Annotated in this window: 27 protein-coding genes; 15 read left to right on the plus strand and 12 right to left on the minus strand. The window is 59.7% G+C overall.

What is annotated here, in order from left to right:
- Positions 1–32 precede the first annotated feature (32 nt).
- The 4 genes from PO860_RS08125 (at position 33) to PO860_RS08140 (ending at position 2,065) form a co-directional block, all read left to right on the plus strand.
- Positions 33–620, plus strand: a complete 588-nt coding sequence (locus PO860_RS08125; RefSeq protein WP_275038238.1) for a shikimate kinase — start codon at positions 33–35, stop codon at positions 618–620.
- 128 nt (positions 621–748) lie between these two features.
- Positions 749–1,357 carry a DUF2026 family protein gene (locus PO860_RS08130; RefSeq protein WP_183607479.1) on the plus strand — a complete coding sequence of 203 codons (609 nt, stop codon included), beginning with the start codon at positions 749–751 and terminating at the stop codon, positions 1,355–1,357.
- A gap of 246 nt (positions 1,358–1,603) precedes the next feature.
- Positions 1,604–1,813, plus strand: coding sequence for a cold-shock protein (locus PO860_RS08135; RefSeq protein WP_273885044.1), 210 nt, complete (start codon positions 1,604–1,606; stop codon positions 1,811–1,813).
- Positions 1,814–1,885: 72 nt separating this feature from the next.
- Positions 1,886–2,065, plus strand: a complete 180-nt coding sequence (locus PO860_RS08140; protein WP_183607478.1) for a hypothetical protein — start codon at positions 1,886–1,888, stop codon at positions 2,063–2,065.
- Positions 2,066–2,166: 101 nt separating this feature from the next.
- On the opposite strand, the gene PO860_RS08145 is transcribed toward PO860_RS08140, so the two are convergent.
- Both PO860_RS08145 and PO860_RS08150 read right to left on the minus strand, forming a co-directional pair.
- Positions 2,167–2,478 (minus strand): hypothetical protein, encoded by a 312-nt coding sequence (locus PO860_RS08145; RefSeq protein ID WP_273881800.1) that lies wholly within the window; start codon positions 2,476–2,478, stop codon positions 2,167–2,169.
- Positions 2,479–2,641: 163 nt separating this feature from the next.
- Positions 2,642–3,076, minus strand: coding sequence for a DUF3597 domain-containing protein (locus PO860_RS08150; RefSeq protein ID WP_183607707.1), 435 nt, complete (start codon positions 3,074–3,076; stop codon positions 2,642–2,644).
- A 506-nt stretch (positions 3,077–3,582) separates the two neighbouring features.
- Here PO860_RS08150 and PO860_RS08155 point away from each other — a divergent pair.
- Positions 3,583–4,245, plus strand: coding sequence for a hypothetical protein (locus tag PO860_RS08155; RefSeq protein ID WP_273885043.1), 663 nt, complete (start codon positions 3,583–3,585; stop codon positions 4,243–4,245).
- A 64-nt stretch (positions 4,246–4,309) separates the two neighbouring features.
- Here PO860_RS08155 and PO860_RS08160 read toward each other — a convergent pair whose 3' ends face one another.
- The 4 genes from PO860_RS08160 to PO860_RS08175 form a co-directional block, all read right to left on the minus strand.
- Positions 4,310–5,083 carry an amino acid ABC transporter ATP-binding protein gene (locus PO860_RS08160; protein ID WP_273885042.1) on the minus strand — a complete coding sequence of 258 codons (774 nt, stop codon included), beginning with the start codon at positions 5,081–5,083 and terminating at the stop codon, positions 4,310–4,312.
- A gap of 18 nt (positions 5,084–5,101) precedes the next feature.
- Positions 5,102–6,256, minus strand: coding sequence for an amino acid ABC transporter permease (locus PO860_RS08165; RefSeq protein WP_273885041.1), 1,155 nt, complete (start codon positions 6,254–6,256; stop codon positions 5,102–5,104).
- A gap of 1 nt (position 6,257) precedes the next feature.
- Positions 6,258–7,454, minus strand: a complete 1,197-nt coding sequence (locus PO860_RS08170; protein ID WP_273882691.1) for an amino acid ABC transporter permease — start codon at positions 7,452–7,454, stop codon at positions 6,258–6,260.
- 97 nt (positions 7,455–7,551) lie between these two features.
- Positions 7,552–8,577 (minus strand): amino acid ABC transporter substrate-binding protein, encoded by a 1,026-nt coding sequence (locus tag PO860_RS08175; RefSeq protein WP_273882690.1) that lies wholly within the window; start codon positions 8,575–8,577, stop codon positions 7,552–7,554.
- 364 nt (positions 8,578–8,941) lie between these two features.
- Here PO860_RS08175 and PO860_RS08180 point away from each other — a divergent pair, with 364 nt between their 5' ends.
- A complete protein-coding gene (locus PO860_RS08180) occupies positions 8,942–10,132 on the plus strand; it encodes a cystathionine beta-lyase (protein ID WP_273885040.1) in 1,191 nt (396 codons plus the stop codon).
- Between the two features lie 34 nt (positions 10,133–10,166).
- Here the strand turns inward: PO860_RS08180 and PO860_RS08185 are convergent, their stop codons facing one another.
- Both PO860_RS08185 and PO860_RS08190 read right to left on the minus strand, forming a co-directional pair.
- A complete protein-coding gene (locus PO860_RS08185; protein ID WP_273885039.1) occupies positions 10,167–11,321 on the minus strand; it encodes an FAD-dependent monooxygenase in 1,155 nt (384 codons plus the stop codon).
- A gap of 27 nt (positions 11,322–11,348) precedes the next feature.
- Positions 11,349–11,594, minus strand: a complete 246-nt coding sequence (locus PO860_RS08190; RefSeq protein WP_097618862.1) for a zinc-finger domain-containing protein — start codon at positions 11,592–11,594, stop codon at positions 11,349–11,351.
- A 170-nt stretch (positions 11,595–11,764) separates the two neighbouring features.
- On the opposite strand from PO860_RS08190, the gene PO860_RS08195 reads away from it, so the two are divergent.
- The 9 genes from PO860_RS08195 (at position 11,765) to PO860_RS08235 (ending at position 20,492) form a co-directional block, all read left to right on the plus strand.
- Positions 11,765–12,550 (plus strand): alpha/beta fold hydrolase, encoded by a 786-nt coding sequence (locus tag PO860_RS08195; protein ID WP_273882687.1) that lies wholly within the window; start codon positions 11,765–11,767, stop codon positions 12,548–12,550.
- Positions 12,551–12,690: 140 nt separating this feature from the next.
- Positions 12,691–13,524 carry a serine O-acetyltransferase gene (gene cysE / locus PO860_RS08200; RefSeq protein ID WP_183607472.1) on the plus strand — a complete coding sequence of 278 codons (834 nt, stop codon included), beginning with the start codon at positions 12,691–12,693 and terminating at the stop codon, positions 13,522–13,524.
- A 138-nt stretch (positions 13,525–13,662) separates the two neighbouring features.
- The gene (locus PO860_RS08205) at positions 13,663–13,866 is read left to right on the plus strand and encodes a DUF3126 family protein (RefSeq protein ID WP_037094675.1); all 204 of its coding nucleotides are present in this window, start codon (positions 13,663–13,665) and stop codon (positions 13,864–13,866) included.
- A gap of 271 nt (positions 13,867–14,137) precedes the next feature.
- Entirely contained in the window at positions 14,138–14,509 is a 372-nt protein-coding gene (locus PO860_RS08210) for a phasin family protein (RefSeq protein ID WP_183607471.1), read from the plus strand.
- A gap of 371 nt (positions 14,510–14,880) precedes the next feature.
- Positions 14,881–15,231: an ATP-dependent Clp protease adapter ClpS gene (gene clpS / locus PO860_RS08215; protein WP_037094677.1), complete on the plus strand. Its 351-nt coding sequence runs from the start codon at positions 14,881–14,883 to the stop codon at positions 15,229–15,231.
- A 10-nt stretch (positions 15,232–15,241) separates the two neighbouring features.
- Complete coding sequence (clpA, locus tag PO860_RS08220) at positions 15,242–17,734, plus strand: ATP-dependent Clp protease ATP-binding subunit ClpA (protein ID WP_183607470.1); 2,493 nt, start codon at positions 15,242–15,244, stop codon at positions 17,732–17,734.
- 137 nt (positions 17,735–17,871) lie between these two features.
- Entirely contained in the window at positions 17,872–18,411 is a 540-nt protein-coding gene (locus PO860_RS08225; RefSeq protein ID WP_273885038.1) for a GNAT family N-acetyltransferase, read from the plus strand.
- A 180-nt stretch (positions 18,412–18,591) separates the two neighbouring features.
- Positions 18,592–19,101 (plus strand): hypothetical protein, encoded by a 510-nt coding sequence (locus PO860_RS08230; RefSeq protein ID WP_273885037.1) that lies wholly within the window; start codon positions 18,592–18,594, stop codon positions 19,099–19,101.
- Positions 19,102–19,361: 260 nt separating this feature from the next.
- Positions 19,362–20,492, plus strand: a complete 1,131-nt coding sequence (locus tag PO860_RS08235; protein ID WP_275035377.1) for an MFS transporter — start codon at positions 19,362–19,364, stop codon at positions 20,490–20,492.
- A gap of 2 nt (positions 20,493–20,494) precedes the next feature.
- Here the strand turns inward: PO860_RS08235 and PO860_RS08240 are convergent, their stop codons facing one another.
- The 4 genes from PO860_RS08240 to PO860_RS08255 all read right to left on the minus strand — a co-directional run bounded on the left by PO860_RS08240 (position 20,495) and on the right by PO860_RS08255 (position 23,433).
- On the minus strand, positions 20,495–20,926 hold the full coding sequence (locus tag PO860_RS08240; RefSeq protein WP_097618856.1) for an HIT family protein: 432 nt from the start codon (positions 20,924–20,926) through the stop codon (positions 20,495–20,497).
- Positions 20,927–20,980: 54 nt separating this feature from the next.
- The gene (locus tag PO860_RS08245) at positions 20,981–22,171 is read right to left on the minus strand and encodes a GNAT family N-acetyltransferase (RefSeq protein ID WP_273882682.1); all 1,191 of its coding nucleotides are present in this window, start codon (positions 22,169–22,171) and stop codon (positions 20,981–20,983) included.
- A 78-nt stretch (positions 22,172–22,249) separates the two neighbouring features.
- Positions 22,250–22,966 (minus strand): glycerophosphodiester phosphodiesterase, encoded by a 717-nt coding sequence (locus PO860_RS08250; RefSeq protein WP_183607465.1) that lies wholly within the window; start codon positions 22,964–22,966, stop codon positions 22,250–22,252.
- Positions 22,963–23,433, minus strand: coding sequence for a RidA family protein (locus tag PO860_RS08255; RefSeq protein ID WP_183607464.1), 471 nt, complete (start codon positions 23,431–23,433; stop codon positions 22,963–22,965). Before PO860_RS08255 ends, PO860_RS08250 begins: the two co-directional genes overlap by 4 nt.
- Positions 23,434–23,461: the final 28 nt, after the last annotated feature.

Raw genomic sequence — 23,461 nt, forward strand, 5'->3', positions numbered from 1 at the left:
TGCTGGAACGGCGGCAATTGAGGCTGCGGTCGATGGCACAAACGCACATTGAGGTTCGCAGGCCGTGGCGGCCATGTGAGACCATTTTCCTTCTGGGACCGGGCGGCGTCGGAAAATCGACGCTTGGTCGTGAACTCGCAGAGAAACTCGGTTGGGGGCTTATCGACCTCGATCTGGAGTTCTGCGAGCGTCTGGAGACGATCGGAACGTTCATTGCTTCCCACGGTTATGAGCGTTATCGCGCGGAAAACCTGGCGCTCGCGAAACATCTGGTGATGACAAATCCAGCACCAAATATTTTTGTCACACCATCGGGGTTCCTGGCGGCGCAAGCAGGCACCCATGATCACGGCGAAGCCCAAAGATTGGTTTCCACCGGCTATGGCATTGTCTTGCTGCCGTCGCTGGACATTGAGGCCGCAACTGCGGTTGTTGTCGAACGCCAACTGAAACGAGGGTTCGGATTTCAACACGCGACGGAAGATCGAAAATTTAGGGAGCGCTTTCCGATATATCTCAGGGAGGGGAACGCCCTGGTGGCATCCATGGAGCACCCCGCCGATGTTGCAGACGCTGTCATTCGCTCTCTTGATGGTTTTACATCAATGGTTCGAACCTAGCCTGGCCGGATTTCGGATCACGCTTGCCACTCGGCCAAGCCGCATGGACATCAGCGCCCCGTCGTTTACATCGTTTCCGCCGTCGCTTAGTGATTGCGCGAAACCTTAAAGTTTATGGGCGAACGACCATGTTGATCAAGCAGAGCGACTACCATCGGATTTACCGCGTTATCAATAGCCTGCTCATCAACGAAGCTGCCGACCCTGCCACGGCCTGCATGTACTTCAGCACGTTCGGAGCTTTCATCCTCGAACAGCATTACAAAATCAAAGCCAAGCCGAAGGGCGGGCTTGCTGCTTACAATCTCGGGGGCACGCTCATACTGTTCGCAGACTATCGCGAAGACGGCTATGTGACCGGCGCAGGGGAAAATTTCCATTGCTGGGTAGAGGCGGATGGTTGGGCTATCGACTTCATGGCCCCGGCATTTTCCGAGACCGCGCGAGAGCTTTCCGTGCCTCCGAAGATGTTTCAACGGCCGCTCTCATCAATGGCTTCGTCGATCAACAATCTCGGCCAATCCGGCGATTTCTTTTATCAAGCCGAAGCCGAGGCAACTGCCCGGCGCTTCGCGGACTGGCACAAACACGCGATGATCGGTGACCTTGCCACGATCGCCGCGAACTGGTTTCGAAAATCGCCGAAGCAATTGCTGCCGTCGCTATCGGTTGCAGATCAAAACGGAAAGCTGAAAAAGGTCCCGCTTTCCGGCAACGCGCTCCTTGGTGTGTGGTGATCGCTGTCCCGACGTCTTGGCCAAGAGAACGCCGCTATACGTGTTATCCGGGTTGTAACGCCCAGCCCCGTCACCGGAAACTTGTTTTAAACACATTGCCGGCCTAGGGATTCTTCCATCGAAATTGCTTGTCGAGCTTGGTTCGCGCCTCAGGCGGCCCAGCTGATCTTTCCTTTCAAAATCGATTTCTAGCCGCCCGGCAGTTGCCGGAGGGCGATTGTTTATGCGCTTGAGAGGAGAATGTTCATGAACACAGGCACAGTCAAATTCTTTGATCCGACGCGGGGCTTCGGATTCATTCAGCGGGACAACGGCGCGGCCGATATCTTCGTCCATATTTCAGCCGTTGAACAGGCTGGAATGGCGTCCTTGGATAAAGGGCAGAAGGTTGGGTTCGACATCATCCAGGACAGCCGCTCCGGCAAAAGCACGGCCGGCAATATCGTCGCTGCCTGAATGCCGCGGTCTTTGACCGCGGATGCAAGCGCAGCATTCCGGCTGGATTTTCCGGCCATTGAGGAGATTTTCATGAGCAAGACCAATGCAGAGGCGCTGTTGCGCAAAATGCAGCGCCAGGTCGCCAACACCAGCGGCGGCGGTCATCTCGGCGGCACCAACTTCGGTCAGGGCAACGATGCCAAGACCGCGTCCGGAAGCGGCAATCGCCAGGCGGGCAAGGGCCGGCCATCAGGTGGCGCTAAACGCTGATATATGGCAGTCGCCAATTGCATACAGCCCCGCCAATCTGGCGGGGTTTGTGTTTGATGGCCTGTGAAGGGCTATGGTGGGGTGGAGCTGTTCGGCTTTTCTCAGCGATCCAGGAAATGATCGAAGTAGACTTGAGGGATCGGGTAGGCGTAGACGCCTCTGTCGACAAAGCTGCGTCTATAGAGGCAGCTTCTCAGAGCCGTATTGTAGTGCAGGCTTCGCGGGTCGGGCGAGCCTCGCCGCCATGACCCTGCCTCCGGCACGCAGCGTTGGAGCGCTTTCTCGAAGCGAGCCAGAAGAACCGGATCGGTATCGACCCGAATGCCGCTATAGGATTGATAGTTTGAAGGAGATTCTGCGGCCGAAATACAGCTGAAGCTAAGCGCAATACCAACGACTGCCATCAATCTCATCGGATTTAATTCTCCCCTGATCGATTATCGAAGTATCGAGGTGAACGATATGGGTTCCAGCGCCTGCGGGCAAGGGGCTCCTTGTTTCACGTCTGCTCCGGCCGCGGCCTCCCTGGCGGTTGGATAGCTGCCGCCGTAACCTGCGGCAGCTATGTGTCATCGCTCAATCCAGGAGATCGGCCGGGACTTTGCCGCCATTTTCCGAAAGCCGCTTCATCAGCGCCTTGTGCAGCCACATATTCATCTTTGCGGAATCGCCGCTGTCGCCGGTATAGCCGAGCTCGGTGGCAAGTTCCTTGCGCTCAGAAAGGCTCGCATCCATCCCGACGGCTTTCATCAAGTCCACGATCGAGTGGCGCCAATCGAGCTTCTGGCCGCTTTTTTTCGCGGCTGCATCGAGGATTGGGACGATGTCGACTGTCGCTGTTGATGTCGCCGGCTTACTCTGAGCGGCAGAGGCCGCAGGGGTGGGACTGGGCGCTGCCGACGGCGCGGCAGGAGCCTGGGCGGGCTCAGTCTTTGGCGTGCCGGCGGCCGTGGGTTCGGCTGCTTTCGCTTCCCCGAAGATTGCATGTTTGATCTTATCGAAAATGCCCATTCTTGAACCTCCAGTTCCATCAAATGAGAACATGCTGAAACATGGACTTCCTGCCTGACATATCCAGGCGGCAGGGGCGTTATTTTTAGTCATCCAATCAATGGTGAACTATCAAGTTCGGAAGCAGGGTGCAGGTGATCTCAGCGAAAACGCTGCAAATGGATCAACCGCCGCCAATCGTATCAAGAACCGAGCTTTGTTTGCCGGCTCTGAAGATTCCTGGCGCAACTGGGACGGAATTACTCGCTCAGTGCTCCAGTCGCTGCAAAACATGTTGGATTTTGGCACAGTCTGGTTGGCAATTGATATTTCAATAACCGTGAAAGATCATTGCACGCCGTCGAACCGACTTGCCGTGCTGTATTGTGAAACATTCCTCATGTCTTCACGTTGCCTTGCCATGGACGTCCTGCCGGTTGCGGGCGATCCAGACGATCGAAGGCACGCGCGTTCCTCGATTTTCGGCTGCCGGGCAGACCGCTCGGCGAAGGGAAACGGAGGAAAACATGATCCATACTCACAAGAGACTAATCCTGGCAGTGCTTGCATCCAGCTGCGCCCTGCTTGCGATACCGGCAAGCGATGCGCGGGCTATCGATGTCGGCGTCTCGGTGAATGCCGGCAACGCCGTCAGCGCCGATGTTGGTACATCACTCGGCGGCGGCAGTGGCATCAGCGCCGGTGCCAATGCTTCTATCGGCGGTTCGAACGGTGTCAATGCCGACGCGACCGCCAATGCCGGCGGCAGACGGGGCGTTGATGCCGATGTCAATGCCGGCATCGGTGGCGGCAATGGTCTCGATGCGAACGCCAATGCCAGGCTCGGCGGCGGGCGCGGCGTCAATGCCGATCTCAATGCACGCATCGGCGGTTCCGATCGGCTTGATGATACCAACGCCACGGCCTCGGTCAGACGCGGCAGCGATGCCGATCTCGCCATCGGTGAAGCAGACGGGGCAGGTAGCAGCAACAGATCTGCGGCTGTGGGGACCCTCAGCGCATCGCAGGCCCGCACCCTGGAAGATTTCCGGGCGAGGCCCGTCAATGAGCAGCGCAAGATGCTTGTCCGCTGCGCGGATATCTCCGCCTCAAGCGGCTCCGCACCAGGCGGCTCCGATTCCGGTCTTGCCGGCCTCTGCAGTCTGCTGCAGGCGTCAGCCTCGCGCTGAACGTGAAAGACCCGCCGAACCGGAAGGCGCGGCGGATCCTTTAAGAAGCTGTCAGCTCCCAAGCTTAATGCAGGATCTGGCTGAGGAATAGCTTGGTGCGTTCGTGCTGCGGATTGTCGAAGAACTCGGCCGGCGAATTCTGCTCGACGATCTGGCCCTGGTCCATGAAGATGACGCGGTTGGCGACCTGGCGGGCAAAGCCCATTTCATGGGTAACGCAGAGCATGGTCATGCCTTCTTCGGCAAGACCCACCATGGTGTCGAGCACTTCCTTGATCATTTCAGGATCGAGCGCCGAGGTCGGCTCGTCGAACAGCATGATCTTCGGGTTCATGCACAGCGACCTGGCGATCGCCACGCGCTGCTGCTGGCCGCCGGAAAGCTGTCCCGGATATTTGTTGGCCTGCTCGGGAATCTTGACGCGCTTGAGGAAGTGCATGGCGATCTCTTCCGCCTGCTTCTTCGGCATCTTGCGCACCCAGATCGGCGCCAGCGTGCAGTTTTCGAGGATCGTCAGGTGCGGGAAGAGGTTGAAGTGCTGGAACACCATGCCGACTTCGCGCCTGACCTCGTCGATCTTTTTCAGATCGTTGGTCAGTTCGGTGCCGTCGACGATGATGTTACCCTTCTGATGTTCTTCCAGGCGGTTGATGCAGCGGATCATCGTCGACTTGCCCGAGCCCGATGGGCCGGCAATGACGATGCGCTCGCCGCGCATGACCTTGAGGTTGATGTCGCGCAGCACGTGGAAATCGCCGTACCACTTGTTCATGTTGATGATCTCGACCGCCACTTCCGTTGTGGAAACGGTGAGCTTTTTCGCTGGAGCTTCAGCCATGATTGTTTTCCCTCATTCTTATCGTTTGTGGCCAGTGTCGAGATGACGTTCGATGAAACCTGAATAGCGCGACATGCCGAAGCAGAAGATCCAGAAGGCGAAGCCGGCAAAGATCAGGCCGGTGAGCGGCGTGACGGCACTAGCCCAGTAGGGGTCGCTGAAGTTCAGGCGAACGATGCCGAGCAGATCGAACATGCCGATGATCGAGACCAGCGACGTGTCCTTGAACGTTCCGATGAACGTGTTGACGATGCTCGGTATGACAAGCTTGATCGCTTGCGGCAGGATGATCAGCCGCATCTTCTGCCAATAGCCGAGGCCGAGCGAATCGGCGCCCTCGAACTGGCCCTTCGGGATCGCCTGCAGGCCGCCGCGGATGACCTCCGCCATATAGGCCGACGTGAAGATCGCGACACCGATCAGCGCCCGCAGCAGCTTGTCGACATTCCAGCCCGTGGGAAGGAAGAGCGGCAGCATGACGCTTGCCATGAACAGCACGGTGATCAGCGGAATGCCGCGGACGATCTCGATGAAACCGACGCAGACGGTGCGGATGATCGGCATTTTCGAGCGCCGCCCGAGCGCCAGGATGACGCCGAAGGGAAGCGAGACGGCGATGCCGACGAAGGAGAGAATCAGCGTCACCATCAGGCCGCCCCAGAGCGAGGTCTCGACCGGCTCGAGCCCGAACCCGCCGCAGAGCAGCCAGAAGGACAGGATAGGCAGCGCGATGAACAGCAGGATGGCGTTCAGCCCCTTGCGCGGGGCGCGCGGGATCAGCATCGGCGTCATCAGGGCGACGAAGAGGATGCCGACGATCGTCGGGCGCCAGCGCTCGGCGAGCGGATAACGGCCGTAGACGAACTGGTCGAACTTGGCGTTGACGAAGGCCCAGCAGGCGCCGCTCCAGCCGTCCGGTTGGACGCCGCCCTGCACGGTCGTGGCGCAGAATGTGCGGTCCGGTCCGGTCCACACGGCCTGGATGAACAGCCAGTTGATCATATGAGGCAGCACCCAGGCGAGAACGCCGAGCGCAAGCACCGTCATCACCACATCCTTGGGTGTCGCAAGCAGGTTCTTGCGGATCCAGGCGGGGACGCCTCTTTCGCCGGCTGGCGCAGGTTCAGGTGTCAGCATGGTGTTTCTGACGAAGGATTGGTTGGATACCGACATCTTATCGCTCCACCAGTGCCATTTTGGCGTTGAACCAGTTCATGAAGATCGAGGTTACGATGCTGAGCACCAGATAGGCGATGACGGCGAGGAACATGAGTTCGACGGCCTGGCCGGTCTGGTTGAGGATCGTGCCGCTGACGGCGAAATAGTCGGCGAAGCCGATGGCGATCGCCAGCGAGGAGTTCTTCGTCAGGTTCAGATATTGGCTCGTCAGCGGCGGAATGATGATGCGCAGCGCCTGCGGCACCACCACGAGGCGCGTGACGCTCGACGGATGCAGGCCGAGCGCGCCCGCTGCTTCGGATTGGCCCTTCGGCACGCCGCGAATGCCGCCGCGCACGATCTCTGCGATGAAGGATGCGGTGTAGAAGGAGAGCGCCAGGAAGAGCGACATGAACTCCGGACCGATGACGCTGCCGCCGGTCAGGTTGAACTTGCCGGCGACCGGTATGTCGAAAGACAGCGGCAGGCCGCTGACGAGGAACGCCAGGACCGGCAGCCCGACGATCAGGCCGATTGATGCCCAGATCGTGTGGAACGGCTGGCCCGTTGCCGCCTGTCGCTTGTGCGCCCAGCGCACCATGAAGACGGTGGCGACGATTCCGATCAGCAATGCGATGCCGACGGCCCACATGCCGGTCTCGAAGATCGGCTTCGGGAAGGCGAGCCCGCGATTGTTGAGGAACATATTCAAGGGCAGGTGCAGCGATTCACGCGGCTGCGGCAATACTGCAAGAACGCCGGAATACCAGAAGAAGATGACGAGCAGCGGCGGGATGTTGCGGAACACCTCGACATAGACGGTGCAGAGCTTGGCGATTAGCCAGTTGTGCGACAGCCGGCCGATGCCGACGATGAAGCCGATGATCGTCGCGGTGATGATGCCGCTGATGGCGACGAGCATCGTGTTCAGGAGGCCGACGAGCAGCGCGCGTCCGTAGGTGGAATCGCTTGAATAGGAAATCAGCGACTGACCGACCTCGAAGCCGGCGCGTCCGCGCAGGAAGTCGAAGCCGGATGCGGTGTTGCTGCGGGCGAGGTTTACCGCCGTATTGTGCGAGATCCATACAATCCCAACGACAAGCACCACGACGGTTAGGATTTGGAAGAAGATGCCCCGAATTTTCGGGTCGTACATGGCCGAGCGAAAGCTCCAGCCGGTACCATGCAAAGGTATTGCAGCCTGATGCGTCATGCCGAGCCTATCCCCTAAGAGCCCGTTTTCGGGCTTTTCTTTTTGGAAGAGGAAAGGCGGTTACCCGCCTTTCCAAGCTTTTCAAGCGATTGCGCGATCAGCGGACCGGCGGGGCGTACTGGATGCCGCCCTTGCTCCAAAGAGCGTTCAGGCCACGCTGGATCTTCAGCGGGCTGCCCTGGCCGATATTGCGCTCGAAGACCTCTCCATAATTGCCGACGTTCTTAATGATGTTATAGGCCCAGTCATTGGTCAGCCCGAGGTCGGTGCCGATCTTGGTGTCGGCCTCGCTGCCGAGGAAGCGCTTGATGTCGGGGTTCGGCGAGTTCTTCATCTCGTCGACATTCGCCTGGGTGATGCCGAACTCTTCGGCGTTGACCAGCGCATAGGCCGTCCACGAGACGATGTCGAACCACTGGTCGTCACCCTGGCGGACTGCCGGGCCGAGGGGCTCCTTGGAGATGATCTCCGGAAGGACGATGTGTTCGTCGGGGTTCTTCAGCGTCAGACGCAGCGAATAGAGGCCGGACTGGTCGGTCGTGTAAACGTCGCAACGGCCAGAATCATAGGCCGCATTGACTTCTTCGAGCTTTTCGAAAACGACCGGATTGTACTGAAGGTTGTTCGCCTTGAAATAGTCGGCGAGGTTCAGTTCGGTGGTCGTGCCTGCCTGTACGCAGATGGCCGCACCCGAAAGCTCCAGCGCCGACTTCACGTTCAGGCTCTTGCGGACCATGAAGCCCTGGCCGTCATAATAGGTGACCGGACGGAAGTTGAAACCGAGCGCGGTGTCGCGGTTGATCGTCCAGGTGGTGTTGCGCGACAGAACGTCGATTTCGCCGGACTGAAGGGCGGTGAAGCGTTCCTTGGCGTTGGTCGGCGTGTACTTGACCTTGGTCGGATCGCCGAAGACGGCGGAAGCGACGGCCTTGCAGAAATCGACGTCGAAACCAGCCCAATTGCCGGAAGCATCAGGCTGCGCGAAACCGAGAAGGCCGGTATTGACGCCGCATTGGACAAAACCCTTCGCCTTGACGTCTGCGAGAGTGGAGGCCGAGGCGGCCGAGGCGCCAACTGCCAAAACTGCTGCGCCGATGGCGGCGGACAGGAGCTTATTCTTCATTTTTCCCAACCTTTTTCCGTTGTCTTATCTTTTCTTGTGGGGAGTGCGTTTCCGGCAAATCCGTACGGCCTCCTCCATTGTCTCGACACCCTCCCGGCGCGAGTGGGTCTATCACAGTCGCAAATGTCACTATGGTCAAGTGTCGCGCTCAATAATTGCGGCAAAATTCAGAATTTTGGTAGATTGCGCCGCATTCGAAGGCGACTGACTATGAAATAGGCGTCCGGTTGCGGAAAAATAACGCGAAAATCGAAAATTCCGCCATTCTCCGACGTCCCCTGCAAAGCTCTTCGAGGGGTTGACCGGAAACCGCAGGCCGTCCAAAAGTCTGGTTTCGCGACCCTTCGCAAAGGCTATTTCCGACATGAAAGACAAAGACAGCGTGCTGCAGAATGCCGGCATCAACACCCGCCTGACCCATATCGGCAACGACCCTTTCGATTATCACGGCTTCATCAATCCGCCGGTCGTGCATGCCTCGACAGTGTTGTTTCCCAATGCCCGCACAATGGAGACGCATGCGCAGAAATACACTTACGGGACGCGCGGCACACCGACGACGGATGCGCTTTGTGAGGCGATCGACGCGCTCGAAGGCTCGGCCGGCACGATCCTCGTGCCCTCGGGTCTTGCGGCCGTCACCATTCCGTTCCTGGGTTTTTCCGCCGCCGGCGATCATGCGCTGGTCGTCGATTCGGTTTACGGCCCGACGCGCCATTTCTGCGATACGATGCTGAAGCGCCTCGGCGTCGAGGTGGAATATTACGATCCTTCGATCGGCGCCGGCATCGAGGCGCTGTTCCGGCCGAACACCAAACTTGTCCACACCGAGGCTCCCGGCTCCAACACTTTCGAAATGCAGGATATTCCGGCGATCTCGGCGGTTGCGCATGGCCACGGCGCCATCGTCATGATGGACAATACCTGGGCGACGCCGCTCTATTTCCGGCCGCTCGACCATGGTGTCGACATCTCGATCCACGCATCGACGAAATATCCCTCCGGCCATTCCGACATCCTGCTCGGAACGGTTTCGGCCAATGCCGAGCATTGGGAACGGCTGAAGGAATCGAACGGCGTGCTCGGCATCTGCGGCGCACCCGACGATGCTTACCAGATCCTGCGCGGATTGCGCACCATGGGTCTGCGCCTCGAGCGGCATTATGAAAGCGCGCTTGATATCGCCGAATGGCTGGAGGGCAGGGAGGACGTCGCCCGCGTGCTGCATCCGGCCCTGCCGAGTTTCCCGTCCCACGATCTCTGGAAGCGCGATTTCAAGGGTGCCAGCGGCATCTTTTCCTTCGTGCTTGCCGCAGACAGCCCGGAAAAGTTCAAGGCAAAGGCACATGCCTTCCTCGACGCCCTCAGGATTTTCGGTCTCGGCTATTCCTGGGGCGGCTTTGAAAGCCTCGCCCTGCACGCCAATCTCAAAGACCGCAGGGTTGCCAAGGCCCCGACCGATGGCCCGGTCATCCGCCTGCAGATCGGCATCGAGGACGTGGCCGACCTCAAGGCCGATATCGAACGGGGTTTTGCCGCCGCAAGCGCTGTCTGACCACAGGCATGGGCGCTGCCGCCGATTGCAGGTCTTATGACAGATTGAGAGCCCGGTAGCCGTAGATCCAGTCGAGATCCGCCGCCAGGCTTTGCGGCGGCTTGAGGCCGAGCACCAGATCGCGACCGATCCGGATCGGCCCTTTCGCATGATAGGCGAACCGGTTGAAGGCGCCGCGCTGGCGAAGCTTCGCAATGCGCGGCGCCCGATGTCTTTCGAAGAGTGCCAGGGCCTTTGCTACCGAATGGTTCGATAGAAACGCAGCGAGTTCGTAGGCGTCTTCGATCGCCATCGCCGCTCCCTGGGCGGCAAAAGGCATCATCGCATGCGCGGCGTCGCCAATCAGAACCGTCTTTCGGCCGTCCTGCCATGCGCCCGATGTGGTTTCGAACAGCGGCCAGAACGTCAGCTTCCGCTGTTGTTCGAGCAGCGAGACGATCGCGGCGTTCCAGCCGGAAAGCCGCGCCCTGAGCTGCGCGCGCTGTTCTTGCGTCGGCTCGCTTTGCCAGGCCTGCGGCGCGATGTTGCCGGCGGTGATCGCCACCATGTTGAAACTGCCGGTCTCCTTCAGCGGGTAGCAGACGAGATGGGCTGAACCGCCGAGGAAAGCACAAACGCTTGTCCGATCGAGAAAGCCCGGCGCTTCCGTTTCGGCAATGGTGAAGCGGTAGGCGATATTGCCGGAAAAGCGCGGGGAGGGACTATCAGGAACGGATTGCCGGAGCTTCGACCAGACGCCGTCCGCACCGATGACGACATCGGCGGCCCGCTCGAAAGCCGGCAGGCTCGATTCCATCCGCACGCCGAGATGAAGCCGGCAGAGCGGATCGGCCTCGACCGCCGCCAGAAGCGCTTTCTGCAATGTGGTGCGATGCAGGACGCCATAGGGAGCGCCCCAGCGTTGCCGCGCGAATTTGCCCGCCGGCACGGCCGCGAGCTGGCGCAGCGAACTGCCCGATATCAGCCGGATCGTTTCCGGCTCGAGCCAGACCTTTGACAGGTCTCCCAGGATACCGAGTTCGGCAAGGATGCGGGTGGCGTTCGGCGAGATCTGCAATCCGGCGCCGATATCGGTGAGTTCGCCCGCCTGCTCGAAAATCTCCGAGCTGATGCCGCGCTGCGAAAGCGAAAGGGCAGCGGTCAGCCCCGATATTCCGGCGCCGATGATGGCGGCATGTTCGACCGGCATTGTCCGTCCGATTCCGAACTCGACTGATTACGCCGCCTTCACGTGGAAAACGCAGCCGGCCGGGTTGGTCTGGTTGGCCTTGAGCGCGGAATTGAAGCGGTAGAGCGTCGAGCAGTAGGAACAGACCTTCTCGTTGTCGTCGCCCATGTCGATGAAGATATGCGGATGGTCGAAGGGAGCCGAAGCGCCGGTGCACATGAATTCCTTGACGCCGACCTCGATAACCCGGTGACCGCCGTCGTTCTGGAAGTGGGGAATGTTGTGGCCGGCCATGTCGCTCTCCGAATGCTTTGAAATGTGCGCGGACCTTATAATCCTTCGCCGCAAATGTGTAGAGCCAAAGCGCCGCGCCAAGCACAGTTTTCAGCCGCGGTTTTGGGCCACAGTTTTTGGCTTCACGCTGAAAGGCCGCTCGATTATGGTCGCGCCAAAAGGAAGACCCGATGAACCTGAACACGCCCACATTTTCAAGCTTTACCCATGACGGATTGCAGCTCGCCTTCTTCGACGAGGGCGATCCGGCCGGCGTGCCCGTCTTGCTGATCCACGGTTTTGCCTCGACGGCAAACGTCAACTGGGTGCATCCGGGCTGGCTGAAGACGCTGGGCGATGCCGGCTACCGGGTGATCGCCATCGACAATCGCGGCCACGGCGCAAGCGATAAGCCGCATGATGCCGAAGCCTATCGTCCATGGGTGATGGCGGGCGATGCGATCGCGTTGCTGGATCATCTCGGCATCCCGGAAGCCAATGTCATGGGTTATTCGATGGGCGCGCGCATTTCCGTCTTTGCCGCCCTCGCCAATCCGCATCGCGTCCGTTCACTGGTACTCGGCGGCCTCGGTATCGGTATGACCGACGGCGTCGGCGACTGGGACCCGATCGCCGATGCGCTGCTGGCCCCTTCGCTGGATGAGGTGACGCATGACCGCGGCCGAATGTTCCGTGCCTTCGCCGAACAGACGAAAAGCGACCGCGTCGCCCTTGCCCTCTGTATCCGCGGCTCGCGCGATCTCGTCGCCCGCTCGGATATGGGAAAGCTCGACATGCCGGCACTCATCGGCGTCGGCACCAAGGACGATATTGCCGGCTCGCCGCAGGAACTGGCGGCGCTGATGCCCAATGCCGAAGCGCTCGACATTCCGGGCCGCGACCATATGCTCGCCGTCGGCGACAAGATTTTCAAGCAGGCGGTGCTGGCCTTCTATGCAAGGGTCGCCAAGGGGTGACATCGGGTGTGACATCATCGTGATGCCGAAAAACCATGCTAAAAAACCATGGCGGCGGCACCCATTTATGTTATTGGCGTTTTCCTCTATATATTGGCATTCCGAAAACGGCATTCCTGATGGCAACGAGGAGAGCGGCGATGGTCGCAAAGACTGACATCCGTGCTTTTGAGACAGGCCATCCGGTGAAGGTGATGGATCCCATCTGGGACAGCCTGCGCGAGGAAGCCCGGCTCGCTGCCGAACGGGACCCTGTTCTCGCCGCCTTCCTCTATTCGACGGTGATCAACTATCATTCGCTCGAGGAATGCGTCATCCACCGCATCTGTGAACGTCTCGATCATCCCGACATGCAGGCGAACCTGCTCCGCCAGACCTTCGAGGAAATGCTTCTCGACTGGCCGGAATGGAGCTCCATCCTGCGTGTCGATATCCAGGCGATCTACGACCGCGATCCCGCCTGCCTGCGCTTCATGGAGGCGGTGCTCTATTTCAAGGGTTTCCATGCGCTGCAGACGCATCGTCTGGCCCATTGGCTGCTGAATCGCGGCCGGCGTGATTTCGCGCTCTATCTGCAGAGCCGCTCCTCCAGCGTCTTCCAGACCGACATCAATCCCGCTGCCCGTATCGGCAAGGGCATCTTCCTCGATCACGCCACCGGCCTCGTCGTCGGCGAGACGGCCGTTATCGGCGACAACGTTTCGATCCTGCACGGCGTCACACTCGGCGGCACCGGCAAAGAGGGCGCCGACCGCCATCCGAAGATCGGCAGCGGCGTCATGATCGGCGCCGGCGCGAAGATCCTCGGCAATATCGAGATCGGCTACTGCTCGCGCGTCGCCGCCGGCTCCGTCGTTTTGAAGGCGGTGCCGCCCAAGAAGACGGTCGCCGGCGTGCCGGCCAAGGTCGTCGGCGAAGCCGGCTGTTCCGAGCCGTCGCGCAACATGGATCAGGTCATCGGCGCCGATATCTGAGCGCCTGTTGGAAAAGGATAGGTAAAGTCGGCGGAACCGGAGCTAGGCAGAAATCGCCAAGCGGCAACCCTTGCCTTTACACCGCTGCTTTTCCTGTGCAAGAAGCGGCCAATCAAGACCGTTTACGGAGATGACAGAGTGAAGCCAGAAGAAATCAAGAAGCTCGACGCCTATTTCAAACGCATGTTGAACCCACAGATCGTCGTCAAGGCGCGTCCGCGCAAGAATGATTCTGCGGAAGTCTATCTCGGCGAAGAATTTCTGGGCGTCGTCTATATCGATGACGAGGACGGCGATCGCTCCTACAACTTTTCGATGGCGATCCTCGACGTCGATCTTTGATCGCACCCGACTGCTTCAAGAGACCGGGCGGCGCGTTCCGCCCGGTTTTTTTTATTTTTTCGCTGCCGAACCAAATTTTTTTTGAAGCTTCCGGTTGTGGCATTCTGATATATATTAGCAAAATCAGTTAAAGACGTACGTGCCCCGGCGCGCATTCTCTGTTTTATTATTGCAGCACAACTTTTGGCTGTTTTGCGGCGCACAAGACTACTTGACTCTTTGTGCGTTGCAGCTACCCTGCCGCCATCCCACAGCCCAACGGAGGACGGTCATGTTCAACTTTGACGATGCAAACCGGAAGAGCAAGGAAGCCGTCGATACGGCGCTGAAAACCTATTCCGACACGACCAGGGGATTCCAGGCGATCGCCGCCGAAGCCGCTGACTATTCAAAGAAATCCTTTCAGGACGCGGTGACGCATTTCGAAACGCTGGCCAGCGTCAAGAGCTTCGAAGCCGCTTTCGAACTTCAGACCAACTACGTCAAGGCGTATTTCGAAGGCCTGGTTTCCGAGACGACGAAACTCGGCGAAATGTATGCCGATCTCGCCAAATCCGCTTACAAGCCCTATGAGGCGCCGATCACCACTGCCGTCGCCAAGACACCCCGGCAGACACAGCCGGCAACGTCTGCAGCCGCATGAATTAGCGCAACCTGCGCTATATATTGAAATACCGGGACCGGCTACGCATCTGTAGCCGGTCTTTTTTGTTTCCACTTTCGCCGCAGCGTCCGCATGGATCGGCTAAAGCGCGTCGCAATCTTTCGGATTCGCTCCTCGCGCTTTAGGTCTTTGGTTTTACGCATGTCGTTGCCGCAAAATCGCTGCACGGCGTTGCGCGACATGCTTTGGGGACTTTTTTGGTCTTTCCCGTGCATGCCGGCCATTTCTTGATTGCAGTGACTGACAGGGGGCTTAAAATCGGCCTATTATGAACTAAGTTAGTGTTTCAGATATTCGGCGGGAAAAGCACCCTCCCATGCTCCGCCGGATTGCTTGAGGAATGAATGACAATGATCGCAAAGCCGATCCGGATGCAGAACGATAGCGAAAGGAACGGGGAGAACGGAAATCGAACCTCGGTCATCACACGCACCAAGCCGAAGACCAAGAAGCCCAACCTCTACCGCGTGCTGCTTTTGAATGACGACTACACTCCCATGGAATTCGTCATCCATATTCTGGAGCGTTTTTTTCAAAAGGATCGTGAAAGTGCCACCCGCATTATGCTCCATGTCCATAACCACGGCGTCGGCGAATGCGGAATATTCACATACGAGGTAGCGGAAACGAAGGTCAGCCAGGTGATGGACTTCGCCCGGCAGCACCAGCATCCGCTGCAATGCGTCATGGAAAAGAAGTGAGGATCTGAACGTGCCAACATTTTCGCCTAGTTTAGAGAAGGCGCTCCATCAGGCACTGACCTTTGCCAACGAGCGGCACCACGAATATGCGACGCTCGAGCATCTGCTGCTCGCCCTGATCGACGATGCCGATGCGGCCGCGGTCATGGGGGCCTGCAATGTCGATCTCGACGCGCTGCGCAAGACGCTTGTCGAATATGTCGACAATGAACTGTCCAATCTGATCACCGGTTATGACGAGGATTCGAAGCCGACCTCCGGTTTCCAGCGCGTCATCCAGCGTGCCGTCATCCACGTGCAATCCTCCGGCCGCGAAGAGGTGACCGGCGCCAATGTGCTCGTCGCGATCTTTGCCGAACGCGAAAGCCATGCCGCCTATTTCCTGCAGGAGCAGGAGATGACCCGCTACGACGCCGTCAACTACATCTCCCACGGCATCGGCAAGCGCCCGGGTGCTTCGGAAGCACGCCCGCCGCGCGGCGCCGAGGAGGAAGCCGAAAGCAGCAAGCCGACGGCGCGCGGCGGCGAGGAAGAGGGCGGTCCCAAAAAGCAGCAGGACGCCCTTAAGGCCTATTGCGTCAATCTCAACGAGAAGGCCAAGGGCGGCAAGATCGACCCATTGATCGGCCGTCACGCCGAGGTGAGCCGCACCATCCAGATCCTGTGCCGCCGTTCGAAGAACAATCCGCTCTATGTCGGTGATCCCGGCGTCGGCAAGACGGCGATTGCCGAAGGCCTTGCCAAGCGCATCGTCGAAGGCAAGGTTCCCGAAGCGCTCGCCGATGCGACGATCTTCTCGCTCGACATGGGCACACTCTTGGCCGGCACGCGTTACCGCGGCGATTTCGAAGAGCGCCTGAAGCAGGTCGTCAAGGAACTGGAAGAATATCCGGGTGCCGTGCTCTTCATCGACGAGATCCATACGGTGATCGGCGCCGGCGCCACCTCGGGCGGTGCGATGGATGCATCGAACCTGCTGAAGCCGGCCCTGTCGTCGGGCGCGATCCGTTGCATCGGATCGACCACCTACAAGGAATACCGCCAGTTCTTCGAGAAGGACCGGGCGCTGGTCCGCCGCTTCCAGAAGATCGACGTCAGCGAACCGTCGATCGATGATGCGATCGAGATCATGAAGGGCCTGAAGCCCTATTTCGAAGAGTATCACCATCTCAGGTATTCGAACGATGCGATCAAGTCGGCCGTCGAACTCTCGGCCCGCTACATCTCCGACCGCAAACTGCCCGACAAGGCGATCGACGTGATCGACGAAACGGGCGCGGCCCAGATGCTGCTGCCGCCGTCGAAGCGCCGCAAGCTGATCACCGAAAAGGAGATCGAGGCGACGGTCGCGACGATGGCGCGCATTCCGCCGAAGACCGTCTCCAAGGACGATGAAGCGGTGCTTGCCAATCTCGAGCAGGAACTGCGTTCGGTCGTCTACGGCCAGGATATCGCCATCGAAGCGCTTTCGACCTCGATCAAGCTGGCGCGCGCCGGCCTTCGCGAGCCGAACAAGCCAATTGGCTCCTATGTTTTCTCCGGTCCGACCGGCGTCGGCAAGACCGAGGTGGCAAAGCAGCTGGCCTCGTCGCTCGGCGTCGAACTCCTGCGCTTCGACATGTCCGAATACATGGAGCGGCACACGGTTTCGCGTCTGCTCGGTGCACCTCCCGGCTATGTCGGTTTCGATCAGGGTGGTCTTCTCACCGATGGCGTCGACCAGCACCCGCATTGCGTGGTGCTGCTCGACGAAATCGAGAAGGCGCATCCGGATATCTACAATATCCTGCTGCAGGTCATGGACCACGGCACGCTCACCGACCATAACGGCAAGAAGATCGATTTCCGCAACGTCATCCTGATCATGACGACCAATGCGGGCGCTTCGGAGATGGCCAAGGCGGCGATCGGCTTCGGCTCGTCCAAGCGCACCGGCGAGGACGAGGAGGCGCTGACCCGTCTGTTCACGCCGGAGTTCCGCAATCGTCTCGACGCGATCATCCCGTTTGCGGCGCTGCCGACGGCCGTCATCCACAAGGTCGTGCAGAAGTTCATCATGCAGTTGGAGGCGCAGCTTTCCGAAAGGAACGTCACCTTCGACCTGCATGAGGATGCGATCGCCTGGCTGGCGGAAAAGGGTTACGACGAGAAGATGGGCGCCCGCCCGCTTGCCCGCGTGATCCAGGATACCATCAAGAAGCCGCTGGCCAACGAAATCCTCTTCGGCAAGCTGAAGAAGGGCGGCGTCGTCAACGTTACTGTCGGTCCGAAGGAAGACGGCAAGCCCGGTATCGTGCTGGAAGCCATTCCGGATACGGCGCCGATCAAGCCGAAGCCGGAAGCTGAGGTCGTACATCCCGAAACCGACGATGAGGGCGATGGCGAGCTGAAGACGAAGGCAGCGCCCAAGGCCCGCGCCAAGACAGTGCCGCAGGCCGAGCCTGAGGTCCGCGACGCCCCGAAGAAGGGAAGCACGGTTCCGAAGGTTCCGCGCAAGAAGTGAGATTCCTCACAGAATGGAAAAGGCCGCGTCACCCGCGGCCTTTTTCGTTGTGGGACCTTTCTTCGGCTGAGCCGGCCTTGCATTCCATCGTGAGCCCGTCGCTAAACTAATCGTAGATTTCAGCATGAGTTGTGAAAATGTTGCGTAAAGCCACGATAGACGACGCAGGCAAAATCGGCGCGGTTCATGTCGCCGCATGGAAGGAGACCTACGACGATCTCTTGCCCAAGGACATGCTCGATGGCCTGTCGGTAGAGGTCCGGTCTGCCATGTGGGCCAAAATACTGAGCGACCCATCCGCCTTTGCCGAAACTTCGGTTTACGCGGTCGAGGACACCGGCTCCGTCGTTGGTTTCGGTGCATGTGGCCGCCAGCGCGATTCTCACTTGAGGGAGCTAGGTTTTGATGGAGAAATCAGCGCGATCTATATGCTTCGATCACAGCAACGAAAGGGGTTCGGTCTAGCCTTGATGCATGAGATGGCGATGGAACTTCGGTCTCGTGAGTTTGAGGCTGCGGCCTTGTGGGTGTTGCGCGACAACAAAGCCGCTCGGGAATTCTACCGATACTTGGGTGGTCAGGTGGTGGCCGAAAAAGAGGAGAAGCGCGAAAACGCCGTCCTGCTTGAAGTCGCCTATGGCTGGCATGGACTCGCGCCCTTGATTGAACGTCCATAGCCGGATCATTCCTGACTTTCGCACGCTGCAAACGTCTGCGATTCAAATGATGCGAAAATCTGGATATTTGCGCATAGGCCGCAAATCAGAGGAACATTCTCGGAGGCGGTCACCCACTATCACCCTGTCGAAGATCCGCCGTTTCAAAATCTCAGCGATGCTTCTGACGGCGAACTGCCGATGATCATTGCCCGGCTCTCGCAGCGTAGAGCAGCCGGCTCAAAGCGGATTTTCGGTCGTGTCTATATGGACTATCGTCGGCAGACCGAAGCCAAGCTAAAGGACTTATTTGAGAAAACAGGAGGGAAACCAGAACGAAGCGCCCCTCACTATTTTGTCCTCGGCAGGTCGAACTGGTTTGCCAACCTATATCCCAAAGCCGGCAACGTACAGTTTCCCCTCAGCGCGTTTAAGCCTGAGACGATCAGCTTCACCTATCCCGACAGCTGCGTATCCATGAGGTTGGGGCCAAACTTCGGCCTGCCGCCCGATCCTCCGCGTCCTTATCACGAGAAGGTCTTTCGCATCGGAGAATTGGAGGAGATCATCAACAAATATGGTCTTCCACGAGATGATGCAGATGATAGCGCCGCCTATGCCGATTATCATCTACGTGAATTCGAACGATACATTGAGGTACAGGTCTGGACGGACGCGCCAATCAGGACACCAGGCAATAACAGTCGGTAAGGCTGCCCTGTCGCGCAATCTGCCCCGCGCGACACAATCGGCGCTCCTGAAAAAATCATAGCCAAGCCGGTGGTTTGTTGCCGACTTTTGCGACGGTTTTGCGCTTCCCGCAGGCGAGGCACCCTGCCTCTATTATTGATCACCTGGATGTCAACTCCGTGGGGTGAAGCTGCGCCTTTGCGGGTGTTATCAGAGTGTCACGTGGCGGACCTACGGATGAACGAATGCAACGTCATTTCCTTGTCCTGTTTGTTCTCGCATTGACCCAGATTACCGGCTGGGGCGTAGTCGGCGTCCTGCCCGTGATTGCGACGCCGGTGGCGGCGGACTTCGGAGCCTCACTGCCGTCGGTCTTTCTGGGAGCCTCGGTGATGTTTGTCGCCATGGGGCTCGCCGCGCCCTTTGCCGGCCGCGCATTTCGCCGGTTTGGTACGCGTCGGGTCATGGCGGCGGGAGCAGGCCTGATCGGGCTGGGTCTCGGCCTGCTCGCGCTGTCTCCCAGCCTGCCGGTTTTCTGGGTCGCCTGGGCGCTGACCGGGCTGGCAGGCGCGATGTTCCTGACGACCGCGGCCTATGCCTATGTCGCGGAATATGCGGAGGATCGGGCGCGCAGCCTGATTGGAACACTGATGCTGGTGACAGGTCTGGCAGGCAGCGTCTTCTGGCCCATAACCGCCTTTCTCGACCATCTGATCGGCTGGCGAGGGGTTTTCGTCTGTTATGCCGGTGTCATGGTTTTGATTGTCTGCCCGTTGGTTCGGTTCGGCCTGCCCACGACCGAGGCTGCGACCGCCAAGACCGCTCAGGCGGGACGCGGGCGGTGGGGACCTGTCTTCGTCCTGCTGGTCGTCGTCATCGCCTTGAACAGTTTTGTCACCTTCGGCGTCGAGGCCGTGGGAATCAAGCTCTTGCAGTCGATGGGGATGGACCTTGCCGGCGCCGTCGCGATTGCCTCGCTCCTGGGGGTCTTCAAGGTCGGCGGGCGTGTGATCGACCTTCTGGGCGGGCGGAAATGGGACGGATTGTCTACCGCAATTGTCTCCGGTGCGATGATCCCGATAGGGCTGGCTACGATCTGGATCGGCGGCGCCGGCATTCTGTCGATGGGTGGGTACCTCATCCTGTTCGGGATCGGGAGCGGCGCCTTTGCCGTGGCCCGGGCAACGATGCCGCTCGTTTTCTTCGAGAAGGCCGACTATACCGCCGCGATGGCAACCATCGCCCTGCCGATGAACCTGATCAACGCGCTCGCCCCGCCTGGCATAGCGGCGGTGATGGCCGCTATCGGGGCGCAGGCGACGTTCGCGGTTCTCGGCGGGCTGAGCATGGCGGCTTTCGCGGTTCTGCTGCAACTGAACGGCATGAGGGTGCGACCAGCGCCGGCCGAATGACCTTACGCCAGTGCCGCCCTGATCTTTTCGGCATTGGCGGCAAGCACGGCGCCATCTTCCATCTTGCCGGAATGCGGCTTGAGCGCTGCGCCCTCATGGCGCGGGATGACGTGGAAATGCAGATGGAACACCGTCTGTCCTGCCGCCGGTTCGTTGAATTGGGCGATGAACACGCCGTCGGCGTCGAAGACGTCCTTGACCGCAACAGCGATCTTCTGGACGACTGATATCGCATGGGCGAGGGTGGCTGGATCGGCATCGAGGATATTGCGCGATGCCGCTTTGGGAACGACGAGCACGTGGCCCGGCGCCTGCGGCATCACATCCATGAAGGCGACGGTATGCGCGTCCTCATAGATCCGGTGCGACGGGATTTCGCCGCGCAGGATCTTGGCGAAGATGTTGTTGTCGTCATAGTCGGCCGGGCTGGTCATCGCGAAATCTCCTCATGTCCTCATTGATCGGGTAACGCGGCCGCCGGGGCGGCGTCAATCCTCCTGCTGGCGCTCGCCCTTGCGGAACGGACTGTGCTCGGTGAGCACCTCGCTCATATGTTCGACATCGGCGCGCTCGCGGGCGAGATAATCGCCGATCGCCCGGCGAAGGCCGGCATGGGCGACATAATGGGCGGAATGCGTGGTCACCGGCAGGTAGCCCCGGGCGAGCTTATGTTCGCCCTGCGCGCCGGCCTCGACCCGTTTCAGCCCTTTCGAAAGAGCGAAGTCGATCGCCTGGTGATAGCAGACCTCGAAATGCAGGAAGGGATGATCCTCGATACAGCCCCAGTGACGGCCATAGAGCGTATCGCCGCCGATGAAGTTGATCGCGCCGGCGATATAACGCCCGTCGCGTTTGGCCATGACCAGCAGGATGTCGTCGGCCATGCGCTCACCGATCAGCGAATAGAACTTGCGGGTGAGGTAGGGCCGGCCCCACTTGCGGCCGCCGGTATCCATGTAGAACTTGAAGAACTGATCCCAGATGCGTTCCGTCAGGTCGCGGCCGGTCAGCCAGTCGATGCTGATGCCGTTTTCGAGGGCGGCGCGGCGCTCCTTGCGCAGCGCCTTGCGTTTGCGCGAGGCCAGCGTTTCCAGAAACGCCTCGTGATCGGCATAGCCGTCATTGATGAAATGAAACTGCTGGTCGGTGCGGTGCAGATAGCCGTCCATCTCGAAGACGCCGATCTCTTCGTCCGGCACGAAGGTGACATGGGCCGAGGAGATGCCGAGCCGGCGCACGACTTCCTTTAGGCTTTCGGCAATGGCGCTCTGGATCGGCAGCCGCTGCAAGCCCTCGGCGACAAGAAGACGCGGGCCTGTCGCCGGCGTGAACGGAATGGAGCATTGAAGTTTGGGATAATAACGCCCGCCGGCCCGCTCGAAGGCATCGGCCCAGCCATGGTCGAAGACATATTCACCCTGGCTGTGGTTCTTGAGATAGCCGGCCAGGGCGCCGATCAGTTCGCCGCGGTCGGTCTCGAGCAGCAGGTGGTGGCCGAGCCAGCCGGTCTCGGCGGCGGCCGAGCCGGATTCCTCCAGCGACGACAAAAAGGCGTGCGAAACGAAGGGATTGTAGGCAAGCGTCTTGCCAGTCTTCGACGCCCCGGAAAGCCTGGACCAGCTCTCCGGGGAAATCGCGGTGAAAGAGCGTTCTACGCGAATGGATAGTTCGTCAGTCATGCGGCAGATGCGAAGCCTGTGGGAGGGTGGTCTCGGCTCTGTTTCAGTCTGCGCATGATCTTGGCCAAAAAGCGAGCGTCAAACCGCACGCGGGTCGAAACCTTCGAAGGTCATCTGGTCTGCGTTGGCGAAGGTCCGCTGGCGCGCCTCTTCGTCGCGCACCGTCCAGGTAATGACGGGAATGCCCTTTTCGCGTTGAGCTGTGATGAAGGCGTTCGGCAGCTCGTCATAATAATAGGAGATGAAATCGAGACCGATCTCCATCGCATCCGCATGCGTCCTGAACTCCTCCGGCGTATTGCCGTTGGCGGTCAGCCCGAGCGGGTAGGGGGAACCAAGCGCTTTCAGGTCGCGCAGCAGCCAATGGTCGAAGCTCATCAGCGCCACCTTGCCCCGATACTCCTGAAGCACCTCGAGCACGGCTTCGGCAAAACCTTCGTCATCGGCCTCCCGACCCTTGAGTTCCAGCACCAGCGGCACCTTACCCTGGACGAGATCGAGGAGCTGGCGGAGCGTCGGCACCTTGTCGCTCGTGCCGCCGACGGCGATCAGCCCGAGTTCCCTGGAGGTGCGCTCGCGGATGTCGCCATTGAGATTGCAGAGGCGCTGCAGGTCCTCGTCGTGAAAGATGACCGGTACGCCGTCGGAGGCGTAATGCAGATCGCACTCGATCGCAAAGCCGGCTTCGACGGCGCGCGCGAAGGCCGAAAGCGTATTTTCCCAGACGAGGCGGTTGAGGTCGTGATAGCCGCGGTGGGCGACCGGCAGGTCCCTGATCCAGGCCGCATTGGTCATTCTGCGATTTCCATGATAGCATCGATTTCGACGGCGGCGTTCAGCGGCAGGGCGGCCATGCCGACGGCGGCACGCGCATGTTTGCCGGCCTCGCCGAGCACGCCGGCAATCAGGTTCGAAGCGCCGTTGATGACGAGATGCTGCTCGACGAAGTCGGGCGCCGAGGCGACGAAGCCGTTCAGCTTGATGACGCGCCGGATGCGGCCGAGATCACCGCCAAGTGCTGCCTTCGCCTGGGCAAGGATGTTGATGGCGCAGAGTTCGGCGCCGCGCTGGCCGCTCGCGACGTCGACGGTCTTGCCGAGATGGCCGGATACGGCGACCTTGCCGCCTTCGAGTGGCAGTTGGCCGGAGATGTAGAGAAGATTGCCGCTGATGACGTAGGGAACGTAATTTGCAGCAGGTGCTGCTGCTTCGGGCAGGGTTATCCCCATCTCAGTCAGGCGTGATGTAATTTCATCGGACATTTTCGTCTCCGCTTTTGTTGTCAATGTT

The sequence above is a fragment of the Rhizobium binxianense genome (genome assembly GCF_028994275.1).
Classification (GTDB): domain Bacteria; phylum Pseudomonadota; class Alphaproteobacteria; order Rhizobiales; family Rhizobiaceae; genus Rhizobium; species Rhizobium binxianense.

What these genes read in the sequence shown, in the direction of transcription:
- PO860_RS08125 (WP_275038238.1), top strand. Translation starts at nt 33, where the DNA reads ATGGCACAAACGCACATTGAGGTTCGCAGGCCGTGGCGGCCATGTGAG.
- PO860_RS08130 (WP_183607479.1), top strand. Translation starts at nt 749, where the DNA reads ATGTTGATCAAGCAGAGCGACTACCATCGGATTTACCGCGTTATCAAT.
- PO860_RS08135 (WP_273885044.1), top strand. Translation starts at nt 1,604, where the DNA reads ATGAACACAGGCACAGTCAAATTCTTTGATCCGACGCGGGGCTTCGGA.
- PO860_RS08140 (WP_183607478.1), top strand. Translation starts at nt 1,886, where the DNA reads ATGAGCAAGACCAATGCAGAGGCGCTGTTGCGCAAAATGCAGCGCCAG.
- PO860_RS08145 (WP_273881800.1), bottom strand. Translation starts at nt 2,478, where the DNA reads ATGAGATTGATGGCAGTCGTTGGTATTGCGCTTAGCTTCAGCTGTATT.
- PO860_RS08150 (WP_183607707.1), bottom strand. Translation starts at nt 3,076, where the DNA reads ATGGGCATTTTCGATAAGATCAAACATGCAATCTTCGGGGAAGCGAAA.
- PO860_RS08155 (WP_273885043.1), top strand. Translation starts at nt 3,583, where the DNA reads ATGATCCATACTCACAAGAGACTAATCCTGGCAGTGCTTGCATCCAGC.
- PO860_RS08160 (WP_273885042.1), bottom strand. Translation starts at nt 5,083, where the DNA reads ATGGCTGAAGCTCCAGCGAAAAAGCTCACCGTTTCCACAACGGAAGTG.
- PO860_RS08165 (WP_273885041.1), bottom strand. Translation starts at nt 6,256, where the DNA reads ATGTCGGTATCCAACCAATCCTTCGTCAGAAACACCATGCTGACACCT.
- PO860_RS08170 (WP_273882691.1), bottom strand. Translation starts at nt 7,454, where the DNA reads ATGACGCATCAGGCTGCAATACCTTTGCATGGTACCGGCTGGAGCTTT.
- PO860_RS08175 (WP_273882690.1), bottom strand. Translation starts at nt 8,577, where the DNA reads ATGAAGAATAAGCTCCTGTCCGCCGCCATCGGCGCAGCAGTTTTGGCA.
- PO860_RS08180 (WP_273885040.1), top strand. Translation starts at nt 8,942, where the DNA reads ATGAAAGACAAAGACAGCGTGCTGCAGAATGCCGGCATCAACACCCGC.
- PO860_RS08185 (WP_273885039.1), bottom strand. Translation starts at nt 11,321, where the DNA reads ATGCCGGTCGAACATGCCGCCATCATCGGCGCCGGAATATCGGGGCTG.
- PO860_RS08190 (WP_097618862.1), bottom strand. Translation starts at nt 11,594, where the DNA reads ATGGCCGGCCACAACATTCCCCACTTCCAGAACGACGGCGGTCACCGG.
- PO860_RS08195 (WP_273882687.1), top strand. Translation starts at nt 11,765, where the DNA reads ATGAACCTGAACACGCCCACATTTTCAAGCTTTACCCATGACGGATTG.
- cysE (WP_183607472.1), top strand. Translation starts at nt 12,691, where the DNA reads ATGGTCGCAAAGACTGACATCCGTGCTTTTGAGACAGGCCATCCGGTG.
- PO860_RS08210 (WP_183607471.1), top strand. Translation starts at nt 14,138, where the DNA reads ATGTTCAACTTTGACGATGCAAACCGGAAGAGCAAGGAAGCCGTCGAT.
- clpS (WP_037094677.1), top strand. Translation starts at nt 14,881, where the DNA reads ATGATCGCAAAGCCGATCCGGATGCAGAACGATAGCGAAAGGAACGGG.
- PO860_RS08225 (WP_273885038.1), top strand. Translation starts at nt 17,872, where the DNA reads ATGTTGCGTAAAGCCACGATAGACGACGCAGGCAAAATCGGCGCGGTT.
- PO860_RS08230 (WP_273885037.1), top strand. Translation starts at nt 18,592, where the DNA reads ATGATCATTGCCCGGCTCTCGCAGCGTAGAGCAGCCGGCTCAAAGCGG.
- PO860_RS08240 (WP_097618856.1), bottom strand. Translation starts at nt 20,926, where the DNA reads ATGACCAGCCCGGCCGACTATGACGACAACAACATCTTCGCCAAGATC.
- PO860_RS08245 (WP_273882682.1), bottom strand. Translation starts at nt 22,171, where the DNA reads ATGACTGACGAACTATCCATTCGCGTAGAACGCTCTTTCACCGCGATT.
- PO860_RS08250 (WP_183607465.1), bottom strand. Translation starts at nt 22,966, where the DNA reads ATGACCAATGCGGCCTGGATCAGGGACCTGCCGGTCGCCCACCGCGGC.
- PO860_RS08255 (WP_183607464.1), bottom strand. Translation starts at nt 23,433, where the DNA reads ATGTCCGATGAAATTACATCACGCCTGACTGAGATGGGGATAACCCTG.